11 protein-coding genes are annotated in these 13,664 nt (G+C 67.6%); 8 read left to right on the top strand and 3 right to left on the bottom strand.

Annotation, left to right across the window (positions count from 1 at the left end; genetic code table 11):
• Positions 1-186: 186 nt before the first annotated feature.
• On the top strand, positions 187-1,281 hold the full coding sequence (locus ACMPH2_RS07240; protein ID WP_417119067.1) for a hypothetical protein: 1,095 nt from the start codon (positions 187-189) through the stop codon (positions 1,279-1,281).
• Between the two features lie 216 nt (positions 1,282-1,497).
• Here ACMPH2_RS07240 and ACMPH2_RS07235 read toward each other — a convergent pair whose 3' ends face one another.
• Positions 1,498-4,122: a DEAD/DEAH box helicase gene (locus tag ACMPH2_RS07235; protein WP_417119066.1), complete on the bottom strand. Its 2,625-nt coding sequence runs from the start codon at positions 4,120-4,122 to the stop codon at positions 1,498-1,500.
• A gap of 312 nt (positions 4,123-4,434) precedes the next feature.
• Between ACMPH2_RS07235 and ACMPH2_RS07230 the strand changes: the two genes are divergently transcribed.
• Entirely contained in the window at positions 4,435-4,839 is a 405-nt protein-coding gene (locus ACMPH2_RS07230) for a hypothetical protein (RefSeq protein WP_009279597.1), read from the top strand.
• Between the two features lie 19 nt (positions 4,840-4,858).
• Here the strand turns inward: ACMPH2_RS07230 and ACMPH2_RS07225 are convergent, their stop codons facing one another.
• Both ACMPH2_RS07225 and ACMPH2_RS07220 read right to left on the bottom strand, forming a co-directional pair.
• Positions 4,859-5,812 carry a LysR family transcriptional regulator gene (locus ACMPH2_RS07225; RefSeq protein ID WP_417119065.1) on the bottom strand — a complete coding sequence of 318 codons (954 nt, stop codon included), beginning with the start codon at positions 5,810-5,812 and terminating at the stop codon, positions 4,859-4,861.
• 219 nt (positions 5,813-6,031) lie between these two features.
• Positions 6,032-6,217, bottom strand: coding sequence for a hypothetical protein (locus ACMPH2_RS07220; RefSeq protein WP_009279595.1), 186 nt, complete (start codon positions 6,215-6,217; stop codon positions 6,032-6,034).
• A 174-nt stretch (positions 6,218-6,391) separates the two neighbouring features.
• Here ACMPH2_RS07220 and ACMPH2_RS07215 point away from each other — a divergent pair, with 174 nt between their 5' ends.
• The 6 genes from ACMPH2_RS07215 to ACMPH2_RS07190 all read left to right on the top strand — a co-directional run bounded on the left by ACMPH2_RS07215 (position 6,392) and on the right by ACMPH2_RS07190 (position 13,270).
• Entirely contained in the window at positions 6,392-6,766 is a 375-nt protein-coding gene (locus tag ACMPH2_RS07215) for a helix-turn-helix transcriptional regulator (RefSeq protein ID WP_417119064.1), read from the top strand.
• Between the two features lie 318 nt (positions 6,767-7,084).
• Entirely contained in the window at positions 7,085-8,677 is a 1,593-nt protein-coding gene (locus tag ACMPH2_RS07210; RefSeq protein WP_417119063.1) for an MBOAT family O-acyltransferase, read from the top strand.
• Between the two features lie 16 nt (positions 8,678-8,693).
• The gene (locus ACMPH2_RS07205; RefSeq protein ID WP_009279592.1) at positions 8,694-10,082 is read left to right on the top strand and encodes a hypothetical protein; all 1,389 of its coding nucleotides are present in this window, start codon (positions 8,694-8,696) and stop codon (positions 10,080-10,082) included.
• A 64-nt stretch (positions 10,083-10,146) separates the two neighbouring features.
• Positions 10,147-11,670 (top strand): amino acid adenylation domain-containing protein, encoded by a 1,524-nt coding sequence (locus ACMPH2_RS07200; RefSeq protein ID WP_417119062.1) that lies wholly within the window; start codon positions 10,147-10,149, stop codon positions 11,668-11,670.
• Positions 11,667-12,941, top strand: a complete 1,275-nt coding sequence (locus ACMPH2_RS07195) for a diaminopimelate decarboxylase family protein (RefSeq protein WP_417119061.1) — start codon at positions 11,667-11,669, stop codon at positions 12,939-12,941. The genes ACMPH2_RS07200 and ACMPH2_RS07195 overlap by 4 nt, the downstream gene beginning before the upstream one ends.
• Positions 12,942-13,027: 86 nt before the next feature.
• Entirely contained in the window at positions 13,028-13,270 is a 243-nt protein-coding gene (locus ACMPH2_RS07190) for a hypothetical protein (protein WP_062529894.1), read from the top strand.
• Positions 13,271-13,664 lie beyond the last annotated feature (394 nt).

The raw sequence follows: 13,664 nt of genomic DNA, 5'->3' as shown, positions 1-13,664 counted from the left end.
GTGGGCTTTCTGTGACGAGTGTGTTCCCACGTCGGTTCGACGGCAGGCAACTTAAGCGTTAGCTGCAGGTTGGTGTCATGGCTGAACTGCGCAAACGAGCCTTGCATACATCAACCCCAATCTGCTGGCAGTCTGCGGCAAGCTGCCAACGAGGTACCTGCGAGCTTGCGTTGCTAGTCTCGCCGCATGGATATCTTCGTGTCGGGCGGCAGCTCCCTGGAATTGCTGCGCAGGAGCAGGATTGACAATCAGGTCACGGTCGCGCCAACGGGCTTGCGGCGAGTGAGGAGGTCGGCATGCCCCTACGAGCGCCTGGGTGACGTCGCGGTCGACCGGCTCTCTGGTCTTCTCGCCATCAATGCAGCGCATCCATTGCGCCTTCATGCCCCGGACCCGGGGCATAGGGTTCGGCATCGTCTCGTGGCAAGTGACATGTGTTCGGTCGAGTTTCCCGCGACCGCCTTCCTGGGCCTGTCGTCCCCGCTTCTGAAGCCTGGGACGCATGGGTTTGCGATAGACGTTCCCCAGCTCAGCCTCTTGCAGCTTGCCCGAGACCGGCAGAGGCGCATCCGAAGGGGCATCCTTGAGGACTTTGCCGCCCTCGTCGACCTAACGGAGTTCACAAACGAGATGTGCGGCAGCTACGGCAGGGACCCACGGGACCCCTTGCGGGGAGCCTGTACGTATGGGCTCAGGCCACTCCAGCGCCTCGAGGACTTCTCTGGCTTCTTGGCTGGCTGCTCGCGCATGCGTGGCATTGCACTGGCAAGGCAGGCCGCGCATCTGGCAGTGGAGAGTGCCGCGTCCCCGATGGAGTCGCTTCTCGCACTGCTCCTGAGCCTTCCGCCAGAGCTGGGTGGCATCGGTCTCGAGAAGCCCCTGGTCAACCAGCCTTTGGACCTCGGGCCGTCTGGAAGGGGAGTCCAACACCGGAGGCTCAGGCCCGACCTGTACTTCCCTGGCCTGGAGCTCGCACTTGAGTATGACAGCGGGGAATGGCACGACCTGGCGGAGCAGCGAAGGGAGGACGTTCGTAGGATGCAGGACTACGCGGCACTTGGCATCGTCGCCTGCCCCATTGTCTTCGATGACTTGCGCACGCCTGCGGCTGCTGAGACGCTTCTGGCTCGAGTGATTTCGTCTTCGTCGAGGCACATGGGGAAGCGGCTTGCGCGAGAGCGACTTGACCTGCTCGGGGACCCCGAGCTGCGTACCCGGCGCAGGATTCTCCTCCGACGACTGCTCCCCCGTGGCCGTCGTCCGCCCGAGTGCGCAAGCTGAACGTACTGATTTGCGCACTCGAGGGTAGATGCCAGCCTAGTCAGAGTGCCCTGCAGCCCGAGTGTGCAAACTGAATGAGTCAAATTGCGCACTCGGCAGGGTTCTTTCTCACTTTCCTGGGCAAATGCAGGCGAGAGAAGCCTCGAGTGCGCAAACTGAAGCTTTCAGATTGCGCACTCGCGAGGGGGGGAAGGGGAGAGGGGCAGAGGCCTAGGCCTAGGCCCGCAGGTCCTCGACGAAGCCGACGCGGTAGCTGGCGAAGACGACGCTGCCCTCGGCCTGCGTCTCGTCTAGGTCCACGTCCGCGGCGATGCCGAAGTCGTCGTCGCCGTCCGCGTCATGGAACATCTGCCTTACGTGCCAGACGTGCCCCTCGCGCTCGTCCGCCTCGTCGACCCAGAGGTAGGCCGAGCTCCTGGCGTCCCCGTCCAGCAGGATCTCGTCGTGCTCCCCGAAGAGCTCGCTCAGCGCCGCCTGCCAGCGCCTCTCTCGCCAACCCCACTCCTCGTCCATCGCGCCCAGGGTCGTAGCGTCGCGCACCGCCGCCGCCCGCACGCGCCTCCAGAGGGCGTTGCGCACCAAGAGCGTGAGGCCGCGCCGGTCGCGCACGACGACGTCCGCCTCCTGTGGCGCCGCGGCGTCCAGCCCGTCCTCGTCCCGCGATCCCAGGCCGGACCACTCGTCCACGAGGCTCGAGTCCACGGTGCGCACCACCAGGTCCAGCCAGTCCACGACCTCTTCGAGCCTCTCGTCCAGCTTCGACGCGGGGACCGTGCGGCTCAGCACGCGGTAGGCGTCGCTCAGGTAGCGCAGCAGCGTCCCCTCGCTCCGGGCGATGCCATAGCGGGCCACGTAGCCCTTGAAGTCGCTCGCGGTCTCGACCATGTCGCGCAGCACGCTCTTGGGTGACAGCTCGAAGTCACGCGCCCAAGGCACCTGCTCGCAGTAGCGCGCGAAGGCCTCCCCAAGCAGCTCCTCGAGGGGCTTGGGGTAGCTGACCTCCTGGATGCGGTCAATCCGCTCGTCGTAGTCGATGCCGTCGGCCTTCATCTGCGCCATCGCCTCGTCGCGGGCATGGCGCTCCTGGACGCGCAGTATCTGGCGCGGGTCCTCGAGCGTCGCCTCCACCATGCTGATGAGGTCGAGCGCGTAGTCGGGCGACTCGGGGTCCAGGAGCTCGAGCGACGCGAGCAGGAAGGGCGAGAGCGGCTGGTCCAGGGCGAAGTCCTCGGGCAGGTTGACGGTGAGGGCGTAGCTCGCCGACGGGCTTCCGTCGAAGGCGAGGCTTCCGTCCGTGGCCTCCTCGCGCGACACCACGCCGGCGTCGATCAGGGTCGCGAAGATCTCGTCCGCGCGGACGCGCAGGCGCAGCTTCTGCTCCTCGGTCTGCTGGGAGTCCTCCACGAGGCGCATCACGCGCTCATGTGCGTCGCCGCCCTGCTCCACCTCGCCCAGCACCATGGAGTGGGTGACCTTCATGTGGGGACGCAGGGTCTCGGGCGTGGCCTCGACGAGCCGCTCGAAGGTCTGCCTGTTCCACCCCACGAAGCCCTCGGGCGGCTTCTTGGTCTTGATCTTGCGAGCCTTCTTGGGGTCGCCACCGGCCTTGGCCAGGGCGCGGGCGTTCTCTATCTCGTACTCGGTCGCCTGGGCGATGACCAGGCCCTCCGTGTCGAAGCCCGATCTGCCCGCGCGCCCGGCGATCTGGTGGAACTCGCGGGCCGAGAGCCTGCGCATGCGCCTTCCGTCGAACTTGCTGAGCGCGGTGAGGAGGACGGTGTGGATGGGCACGTTGATGCCCACGCCCAGGGTGTCGGTCCCACAGATGACGGGAAGGAGCCCCTGCTGGGCGAGCTTCTCCACCAGGAGGCGGTAGCGGGGGAGCATGCCCGCGTGGTGCACGCCCACGCCCGAGAGGAGCAGGCGGCGCAGGGTCTTGCCAAAGGTGGTGGTGAAGCGCGTGCCCTTGACGGCCTCCTTGATGGCGTCGCGCTGCTCGCGGGTGCTCACGCCGTAGCTCGCGAGCGACTGCGCGCTGGCGAGGGCGCTGTCCTGCGAGAAGTGCACGACGTAGAGGGGGGCGTCGCCGTCCTTCAGGGCAAGCTCGACCGTGCCCTCGAGTCCCGTGTCCACGAAGCGGTACTCCAGGGGCACGGGTCGCTCGGCGTCCAGCACGAGCTCGCAGGCGCGCTCCGTGTGCCCCTCGAGCGAGGCGGCGATGGCGCTGACGTCGCCCAGGGTGGCGCTCATCAGGAGGAACTGCACGTGGGGGAGGGTGAGCAGGGGGACCTGCCAGGCCCAGCCGCGGTCGCGGTCGCCGAAGAAGTGGAACTCGTCCATGGCGACGCAGCCCACGTCGGCGCGGGCGCCCTCCGAGAGCGCGAGGTTGGCCAGGATCTCGGCCGTGCAGCACACGACGGGCGCGGCGGGGTTGATGGTGACGTCGCCGGTGACCATGCCCACGTTGTCCCTGCCCAGCAGCTCGACCATGTCGAAGAACTTCTCGCTCACCAGGGCCTTGATGGGTGCGGTGTAGTAGCTGCGGCGGTCGGTGCACATGGCCATGAAGCAGAGGCCCAGGGCGACCATGGACTTGCCCGAGCCCGTTGGCGTGCCCAGGATCACGTGGCTGCCGGACGCGAGGTCGAGCAGGGCCTCCTCCTGGTGCTCCCAGAGGGTGACGCCGCGCGACTCGACCCAGCCCAGGAAGAGCTCGAGGGCGTCCTCGGCGGGGATGTCGGGGAAGTGCTCGTCGTCCGGCCAGGGCACGAGCTGTCCCAACGAGGCGACGTCCCTCTGGTCCAAGGGTTCCTGGGGTGTGGGGGTGAGGTCGGCGGGCATGGGGCTCCAAGTCTGGGATGGGGGCGGGGCGCGCGGGTCGCGTCAGGGGCGGTTGGCGTGGGGCGAGAGGGACGTGCTGTGCCGACGTGGCGCGGGCGCGTGGCGCTCCGGCTGGCACCTCCTGGCCCACAAGGCACGGACGCAGGTCCTCTCGCCTTGCTGACTTTACGCCTGCGTGCCACCCTCCGCAACGCAGCGCGCCTTCGCCTGCGGTCGCGGCGTCGCGACTGGCGGGCCCTTGGGTATCATCGGGGGAGAGAAACGTGGGGCCTCGGCGGCACGTCGGGGCCAAGCGAGGGAAGGGAGCTCCTCATGATGGGAGCGCAGAAGGGCCTGAAGGTCCTCTCCATAGCCGTGCTGCTCTTGGGTGTGGTGACCTTGGCCGAGGGCGTGCTCCTCGAGCTGGGCATGCTGCCGGGCGACGTCTCCAACGGCAGCGCGCCGCTGGGTGGGTTCGTCCTGGGGCTCGTGGCGCTCGTCTCGGGCGTCGTGAGCGTCGTCCTTGGCGCCCGCCTCGCCCGGGCGGCAAACGCGCCCCGTCGCGTGGCAGACCAGAAGGCGTCGGCCTGGGTTCTGCTCGTGGCCAACGTGCTGGCCGTGGCCTGCGTGCAGATGGGCGGCAGGCTCGTGGCGCTCGTCCTGGCCGCGTTGCTCCTGCTCGCGTCGCTCGCCGTGCTCGTGCTCTCGCGCAAGGTCGCGGAGGACGCCGCCCGCTAGGCGCCCGTGCCCGCCCCTCTCACCTGTCCCTGAGCGCGCCCTTGGACGGGACCAGGACGCTCTGGTCGTCGAAGCCGACGATCAGAGCGTTCAGCTTCTTGATGTACGTCCGCGCAAGCTCGCTCAGGCACCGTTCGGAGTGGACGACGTAGCCCACGTTCATGACCTCGTCGGTCTCGAGCGGGAGCGACACGATGCCCGAGTACATCTCGTCCGACCTCACGCCGGTGGACACCAGGAAGCCCTCGTAGTCGCGCAGGAGGCTCGTCATCGTTGCGCGGTCGCTGGCTACGATGCGCCGCTCGTGCGGCAGGGTGCTCAGAGGCTCCTCGGAGTAGAAGAGCGAGCTCTGGGGCCCCTGCTCGAAGGTGTAGCGTGGCCAGCGCGCGAGGTCCTTGACCCGCACCGTGCCGAGCCGCGCGAGCGGGTGGCCCTCGTGGACGAAGACGTGGGGACGTGCCTTGAAGAGCGAGGTGAAGGTGAGACCCGCCTCGTCGAAGCGCCGCTGCAGCGCGCGTTCGTTGGAGGTGCCCAGGTAGAGGATGCCAAGGTCGCTCCTGAAGCCGCGGACGTCCTCGATTACGTCGGCGGTGCGGGTCTCGCGCAGGGTGAACTCGCAGCTGCCGTCGTCGTGCTCGGACACGAAGTCGATGAAGGCGTTCACCGCGAAGGCGTAGTGCTGGGACGAGACGGAGAGCCTCCGTGAGGCGCTCGTGCGGTCGCCGGCGTAGCGGCTCTGGAGGAGGTCGGCCTGCTCCACCACCTGGCGGGCGTAGCTCAGGAACTCCACGCCCTCGCTGGTGAGCGAGATCCCGCGGCTCGAGCGGTTGAAGATGGAGATGCCCATCTCGGCCTCGAGCTCCTTGATTGCGACGGAAAGGCTCGACTGCGAGACGAAGAGCGTATGGGCGACGGCGTTGATCGACCCCGCCTCGGCGACGGCTATGACGTAGCGCAGCTGCTGCAGCCTCATGTTTGCCTCCTCGTTAGTGCTCTGCTCGATAGCTTTTACCTGCGGTTTTCTTAGCATCTCACTTTTTGAGCATTTGGAGCATCACTTTTAGAGGGAGAATTGCCTCACTTTTAGAGGGAGAATTGCCTCACTTTTCGAAGGCGTGCGGCCTCGCATTTCGAGGGAGAATGACTCCAGCCCCCGTGCTGGGGCCCGTGGCCGCCCGCAGGCGTCCGCGTCTCAGCCCCTCTCCACCGGCGTCGCGCCCATGAGCGAGAGCAGAAGCTCCAGGTCCGCGTTGCTGCAGGGAAGGAGCTCGGGGTCTATCTCTGCGGTCATCTCCGCATAGGTGACGGTCCTGTCGGTCCCGTCCAACCGGTACGGTTGGCTCGGGTCCGGGGCGGTGAAGTCCCTCTCGTCATCCATGGCTCTCCGTTCGTGGGTTTCAAGCTCGTTTCTGCCTTCGCGTGCATTACAAAGTCTACGGTACGTGGATATTGGTGACCAACTCAGACGTTTCGACATGGTCCATATATTCGGCCGGCGTGTCCTCATAAAGAATGGCCCCATGCAGGCAGGTCGGCGCATGGGAGACGGACGGTGGAACGAAGGCTGAGGCTCAAGGAGCTGAGGGTGAGGTCGGGCAAGAGCCAGGCCGACGTCGCCACGGAGCTCGGCGTCGGGCCGTCGACCTACAACGCCTGGGAGGTGGGTCGCAACAGCCTGAAGTCCCGCTACGTCTGGGACGTCTGCCGGGTCCTCTCGTGCACGCCCAACGAGCTCTTCGGCATCGAGGACGGCGGCGACCCCGCCGGCGGCACCCGTCGCGGCTACCTCGCCGAGGACGGCTACTTCGAGTTCGCCGACCTCTACCAGCGCACGCCTCCCAACATCCGCGAGGCGGTTCACACGATCATGGAGGGGAGCGCGAAGGCCAGGAGGCCACGCGTCCGCCACCGGAAGCGCAACGCGTAGCTCTACCCCCGTTACCGGAAGCGCAACGCATAGGCTTCATCTCCCCGTCCAAGGGCCGGACATCCCGCACGCCCCTTCGTGGCGCGCGCCCTGGCAGGTCCTCCCCGTCCTAGGATCAGACGCAATCAACCCTCCTCGTTCAGCCCGCATATGGGGATTCTGGCGATTTCGATGGTTTCGCGCCGTAGGCGCTGCCATTCGCCCGATTGCCTGTCACAGTTGGAGTGCTGAAACGTTTTTATCTTGAGCGCGGGCAGCCGAGCACCTCGGATGCCCCGTCAGACGACGCGGGGCAAGAAAGGAAGGTGAGGTGCCCGCTTGGAGCTCTATTCCCTCAACTTCGTCCTCTTCCTCGCCGCCCTCGCCCTCACCTACTTTGGCGTGGGCCGCATCCTCGGCCGGGGACAGTGGGTCGTGCTCCTTGCCGGCAGCCTCTGCTTTTACTGCCTCATGGGCGGCCTTCCCACGCTCTGGCTCGTCATTGCCACGGCGGCCGTCACCTGGGCGGCTGGCCTCGCCCTGGCCCGGCTTGACGCCGAATGCCGCGACCGTCGCAAGGCCGCCCCCGACCGGGCGGTGAAGAAGGAGATCAAGGCTCGCTTCGCTCGGCTGCGTCGCGTCGTGCTCCTGGCGGCCCTCGCCTGCTGCCTGGGGGCGCTGGGCTACCTCAAGTACTGGAACGTCATCCTCTGGCAGGCGGGCGCGGCCCCCTCGCCCTCGAGCCTGGGGCTGGTGCTTCCCCTGGGCATCTCCTTCTACACCTTCCAGGCCGTGGGCTACCTGCTCGACTGCTACAACGGCAGGGTGGAGGCGGAGCGCAGCCTCCCGCGCTACCTGCTCTTCGTCTCGTACTTTCCCCAGCTCATCCAGGGTCCCATCAACCGTTGGGCAGACCTCGCCCCCCAGCTCCTGGGTCGCAACCGCGCCGACTGGGACCGCGCGCGTCGGGCGCTCCTCCTCTTCCTCTTCGGCGCCATGAAGAAGTACGCCGTTGCCAACGTCCTCTCTGGCAGGATTGACGCCATCTTCTCGTCCGTGGACGCGGGCATGCCCGGGTCGGTCGTCGTCCTCGGGATCCTGCTCTACTCCGCCCAGCAGTACGCCGACTTCTCCGGCGGCATCGACATGGTGCTCGCCGCCTCGGAGCTCCTGGGCGTGCGGATGGCCCCCAACTTCAAGCGCCCCTACTTCGCCGTCTCGCTCGCCGACTTCTGGAGGCGCTGGCACGTCTCGCTCGGCGCGTGGATGCGCGACTACGTCTTCTATCCCTTCGCCCTCACTCGTCCCATGAAGGCCCTCGGCCGCTGGTCGGGAGAGAGGCTGGGACGCCACCTCGGGCGGACGCTGCCGGCTTGCTGCGCCAACGTGCTGGTCTTCCTCATCGTGGGCGTCTGGCACGGCGCGGAGGTCCATTACGTGGCCTGGGGCCTCTACAACGGCCTGGTCATCGCTGCGGCGGACCTGTTCTCGCCGGCCTTCGCCCGCATGCGCACGACGCTCGGCGCCGACTCCCACCCCCGTCTCTGGCGCGTCTGGGCGACCCTGCGCACCTTCCTGGTGGTCAACCTGGGCTGGTACTTCGACCGCATCTACGACTTCGGCGACTCCCTCACCTGCTTGAGGGCAACCTTCCTCAACTTCGCGCCGCAGCTGATGAAGCCCACCCTGGCCGAACTCTTCGGGCCCAAGGCGGCGGGGCCGCTTGGTGTCAGCTACATCGCGATCATAGGCTGCGTGGCCATCTTCGCGGTGAGCCTCGTCGAGGAGCGTGGGCATGACGTGCGCGAGCTAGTGCTCTCGCGCGGCCTCTTGGTCAGGACCTGCGCCTATGTGGCCCTGCTCTTCCTCATCGCGTCCTCGTACGCGTTCTCGATCGGCGGCGCGGGAGGGTTCATGTATGCGAACTTCTAGCGGGAGGGAGGTGCCCATGGACACGGACGTCGTCCCCGGTCGCCGTCGCACCTGGGCTCGCCGAGCGCTCGGCACCCTGGTGACCCTGGCCCTTCTCGCCCTCGCCAACGTCCTTGCCACGCTGCTCCTCGACCCCTATGGCAGCCTGAGCTCCGTTCGCTGGTCGGAGTACCGCTCCATGGCAGGCCAGGACATAGATACCATCGTCGTGGGCTCCTCGGTGTCTGAGCGCTCCCTCGACCTCCAGGTGCTCGACGGCACCCTCGGCGCCAGCTCCTTCAGCCTCTCCTCGTCGGCGCAGTCGCTCGAGGACTCCTACATAGGCATAGAGCAGGCCATCCGCGACCATCACGTGAAGCGGGCGATCCTGGGCGTGGACTACGCGAGCTTCTCCGAGGGCTCCTACCCCAACGCCCGCATGGCCTACCTCCTGGCCCGCTGCGAGGGACAGCCGCTGGGATACCGCGCCCGCGCCCTGTGGGGGCTCATGAGCAGCCACGAGTTCGCGGGGACCAGCCAGTCGCTCAACTTCCTCTTCCCCTGGACCTTCAACCGCGTGGGCATGGGCCCGCGCGCCGTGAGCCAGAACCTGCGCCAGCGCCTGGGCGGCACCACGCAGCTCGAGGCGGTCAAGCAGCGCGACCCCAACTGGCACTACCAGGGCAAGGGCTATGGCAACTACGACTTCGTGATCGACTACACCAACGCGAAGGAGCTGCTCTTCTCGTCCCAGTACGGCAGGAAGCCCTTCCGCGACGACACCCTCGACGCGCTGCGCCGCATCTGCGACCTCTGCCGCAGCAACGGGGTCGAGCTGACGGTGGTCGTCGCCCCATGCCCCACCTTCAACGTGCTCTGCTATGGCGACTACTACCCCCAGCAGATGCCGCGCGCCCAAAAGGTAGTGACAGACGCGGGCTTCCGCTTCCTCGACTTCAACCTCGCCCGGGGCTCGGCATACGTGGCCGACGAGTCGGACTTCCTGGACGGCGAGCACCTCAATGCCAACGGCGCCGCGCGCTTCACCAAGGCCTTTGGCGAGCTCCTCGCGCGCGTTGAGACGGGCCAGGACGTGACGTCCGACTTCTACTCGTATGACGGTTGGGACGAGTACCTCGGCTCCATAGACAGGCTGTCTGCGGTGACCCTCGACGAGGAGCCCGGCGACGGTGTGGTTCGCGTCACGGCGACACCCTACGCTGGCCTGGGTCGTAAGGTCGAGTACCAGTACTACGTGGGCGAGAGGGGCTCCAACGACACCGCGCTGGTCCGTGACTGGAGCGAGGACCCCACCTTCGACCTGCCCGTCACGGGTCACGGGGAGAAGGTCGTCTACGTGCGCGCCCGTCTCGTGGGCTCCACGGCGGAGTTCGACCGTCGCTCCAATATCCTGGTCACGTACTAGTCGCGCCGTCCTGGCACGTCCGCGAGGCGGACGGCACCCGAGACGGCGCGGGAAAGGCAGGAACATGAGAAACGTGCTCGAATGGCTCGAGGGCCAGGCATCGCTCAGGCCTGACAAGCTGGCCGTGGTCGACCCCGACTCCCAGCTGAGCTACGCCGAGCTACTCGACCGCTCCCGTCGGGTGGGGAGCTGGCTCGTCGCACAGGGCATGGCTCCGCGCCAGGCCCTCGCCCTCTACCTCGAGAAGAGCACGGACGCCCTCTGCTGCATGCTGGGCGGCGTGTATGCCGGGGGCTTCTACTCCGTGCTCGACGTGCGTCAGCCCGACGGGCGCATCCAGGCGATCTGCCGGGCCCTGGAACCCGCCCTGGTCCTCACCGACCGCGCCAACGAGGAGGCCGCGCGCCGTGCCCTCGAGGGGACGGGCACGAGGGTCGCCCTCGTCGACGAGGCGCTCGCCTTCCCGCGGGCGGACGCCGACGCGCTCGCCTCGGTGCGCGCGTCGGCGATCGACGTCGACCCCCTCTACGTCAACTTCACCAGCGGCAGCACGGGCACGCCCAAGGGCGTCGTGGTGTCCCACCGCTCGGTCATCGACTTCATCCCGACCTTCACCCAGACCTTCGGGATCGACGCGGAGGACGTCCTGGGCAACCAGGCACCCTTCGACTTCGACGTCTCGGTCAAGGACATCTACTCGAGCCTCTGCCGCGGGGCGACCCTGCGCATCATCCCGCGGCCCTACTTCTCCAACCCCACGACCCTCATGGACTACCTGGCGGACGGCCAGGTGACCACCCTGGTGTGGGCCGTGAGCGCCCTCTGCTTCGTCTCGATCATGCACGGCTTCGACTACCGCGTCCCCCGGACGGTGCGGCGCGTCCTCTTCTCCGGCGAGGTCATGCCCCCCAAGCAGCTGCGCGTCTGGCGGAGCTTCCTTCCCGGCGCCCGCTTCGTGAACCTCTATGGCCCGACCGAGATCACCTGCAACTGCACCTACTTCGAGGTCGAGCGCGACTACCAGGACGACGAGGTCATTCCCATGGGACGCGCCTTCCCCAACGAGCGCGTCTTCCTGCTGGACGAGGACGGGGGCGAGGTCACGTCCCCCGGCGTCGAGGGCGAGGTCTGCGTGGGCGGCACCGCCCTGGGCCTGGGATACCTGGGCGACGGGGAGAAGACCGCCGCCGCCTTCGTCCAGAGCCCCCTCAACCGCCGCTGGCTCGAGCCCGTGTACCGCACGGGCGACCTCGCCTGCTACGACGAGCGGGGCGACCTGGTCTACGCCTCGCGCAAGGACCACCAGATCAAGCACCTGGGACAGCGCATCGAGCTGGGAGACATCGAGGCCGCGGCGCAGGCCGTGGAGGGCGTGGAGCGCGCCTGCTGCGTCTATGACGCGCGCCGCAAGCGCATCCGCCTCTTCTACCTGGGCGCTCCCACGGAGGACGAGCTCCTCGACGCGCTGGGAAAGAGGCTGCCCCCCTACATGGTCCCGCGACAGGTCCGCCGCCTGGACCAGATGCCCCTCACCAAGAACGGCAAGATAGACCGCGCCGAGCTGGCGCAGATGGGAGCGCGCCGATGAGCCGGCAGTACAGCAAGCTCGCCCCCGAGGGGGGCTTCGCCACGGGAGACGAGCTCCTCTCGCTCGCCAGGGACTTCGGCACCCCGAGCTTCGTCTTCGAGCTGGGCCCCTTCCGCCGGCGCCTGCGCGAGGTGGGGGAGGCCTTCGGGCCTGAGGTGCGACTCTGCTACTCCATCAAGGCCAACCCCTTCCTCGCCCGAGCTGCGGCGGAGGAGGGCCTCAAGCTCGAGGTCTGCAGCCCCGGCGAGCTCAGCATCTGCGAGTCCCTGGGCATCGACCCCCAGGCGATCGTGTACTCCGGCGTGTGCAAGCGAGAGGACGACGTGAGGGAGGCGCTCGCGTACGGCGTGGGCGTCTTCACGGCGGAGTCTCGCCTCCAGTTCGAGCTGGTCGAGCGCTGCGCCATGGAGGCGGGGAAGGTCGTCCCGGTGCTGCTCAGGCTCAACGGGGGCAGCCAGTTTGGCATGTCGCTCGAGGACCTGACCTCCATCGTGGACGAGCGCCAGAACTTCCCCGCGACGGAGCTTGTGGGCATCCACTACTTCGTGGGCACCCAGCGCCGCAAGCTCAAGCACCAGGCACGCGAGCTGCAGAGGCTCGAGGACCTGCTCGACGAACTCGAACGCGGTCACGGCTGGCGCCCCCGACGCCTCGAGTACGGGCCCGGCCTGGCCGTGCCCCTCTTTGAGGGCGAGGACTTCCAGGACACGCTTGCCCCCGCCCACCAGATCGCCCAGGACCTGCGAAGGGTCGCCGGCAAGGTCGAGCTCACGGTGGAGATGGGGCGCTTCTTCGCCACCGAGTGCGGCAGCTACCTCACGGGCATCGTGGACCTCAAGTCCAACGAGGGCACCCACTACGCCTTCGTGGATGGTGGCATGAACCACGTCACCTACCTGGGGCAGATGATGGGCATGAAGCTGCCCGTGATCCAGGACCTCAGTGCTGCCGGGCGCGGAAGCGCAGTGGTGCCCGGGGGCCCCGCCCCGCTTGGCCCCGCGACGTCCGGCGCGCGCGAGTGGAGCCTCTGCGGCAGCCTCTGCACCACCGCCGACGTGCTCGTGCGCAGCCTCCCTATGGACGACCTGCGCATGGGGGACGTCCTGGCCCTGAGGAACCTCGGCGCCTACTCCGTCACCGAGGGCATCCACCTCTTCCTGAGCCGGACGATGCCGCGCGTCCTGCTCGTGGAGGAGGACGGCAGCGTGACGCTTGCGCGCGACTGGGTCCAGACGAGCGTCCTCAACACGCCTTCCACATCGCACGCCTAGACTCTTCCCGGCTTCGCGCCGTCCCGCGCGGCAGCCAGGCCCGTGACCATACGCAAACCGCCAGAACGACCCAGATGGGAGACAGCATGGACATCGACCTCGACGCCATGATCGACCTGCTCAACGACGTGAAGGAGGGCGTGGACTACGCCAACTGCACCACCCTCATCGACGAGCGCATTCTCGACTCCTTCGACATCCTCTCCATCGTGAGCGCCATCGACGACGAGTTCGACGTCGCCGTGCCCGCAAAGGAGATCGTCCCCGCCAACTTCAACAGCGCCCAGTCCCTGCTGGCCATGGTCCAGCGTCTGGCCGACGAGGACTAGCTCGTCGCTTCGGGCCTTGACGGGCGCTTCCGTGCGCGAAAAACTGCGCACGGAAGCGCCCAATTGTGAAGAAGTCTGGCGTTTGGCCAGGATTGCGGAGGCCTCCACAAAACCAATGCGCAGTTTTTCGGCCGCATCAAAAGTGGCGGCCCAAATTCGCAGCGCAGGGCACACGGGCTCCGCTCCGTGCGGCGACGCCGAGAAGGGGAGAGGAAGATGGCAGACGAAGGGCAGGCGGCGCACGACGCCGAGCTTCCGGACGTGGTCGAGCGCTTCATGCGCTACGTGCAGATAGACTCCGAGTCCGACCCGCTGAACGACGGGGAGGTGCCCTCCACGCCGTTCCAGCACGAGATGGCGCGCTACATGGGGGAGGAGCTGCGCAGCCTGGGCG

It is taken from the genome of Olsenella phocaeensis, assembly GCF_048189965.1.
Lineage (GTDB): Bacteria > Actinomycetota > Coriobacteriia > Coriobacteriales > Atopobiaceae > Olsenella_I > Olsenella_I phocaeensis.
The sequence above is the reverse complement of the archived record's forward strand: the minus strand, read 5'-3'. Positions and strand labels throughout refer to the sequence as shown.

Excerpts from the sequence above, each read along its gene's own strand:
- ACMPH2_RS07240 (WP_417119067.1), top strand. The coding sequence starts at position 187 with ATGGATATCTTCGTGTCGGGCGGCAGCTCCCTGGAATTGCTGCGCAGG.
- ACMPH2_RS07235 (WP_417119066.1), bottom strand. The coding sequence starts at position 4,122 with ATGCCCGCCGACCTCACCCCCACACCCCAGGAACCCTTGGACCAGAGG.
- ACMPH2_RS07230 (WP_009279597.1), top strand. The coding sequence starts at position 4,435 with ATGATGGGAGCGCAGAAGGGCCTGAAGGTCCTCTCCATAGCCGTGCTG.
- ACMPH2_RS07225 (WP_417119065.1), bottom strand. The coding sequence starts at position 5,812 with ATGAGGCTGCAGCAGCTGCGCTACGTCATAGCCGTCGCCGAGGCGGGG.
- ACMPH2_RS07220 (WP_009279595.1), bottom strand. The coding sequence starts at position 6,217 with ATGGATGACGAGAGGGACTTCACCGCCCCGGACCCGAGCCAACCGTAC.
- ACMPH2_RS07205 (WP_009279592.1), top strand. The coding sequence starts at position 8,694 with ATGGACACGGACGTCGTCCCCGGTCGCCGTCGCACCTGGGCTCGCCGA.
- ACMPH2_RS07200 (WP_417119062.1), top strand. The coding sequence starts at position 10,147 with ATGAGAAACGTGCTCGAATGGCTCGAGGGCCAGGCATCGCTCAGGCCT.
- ACMPH2_RS07195 (WP_417119061.1), top strand. The coding sequence starts at position 11,667 with ATGAGCCGGCAGTACAGCAAGCTCGCCCCCGAGGGGGGCTTCGCCACG.
- ACMPH2_RS07190 (WP_062529894.1), top strand. The coding sequence starts at position 13,028 with ATGGACATCGACCTCGACGCCATGATCGACCTGCTCAACGACGTGAAG.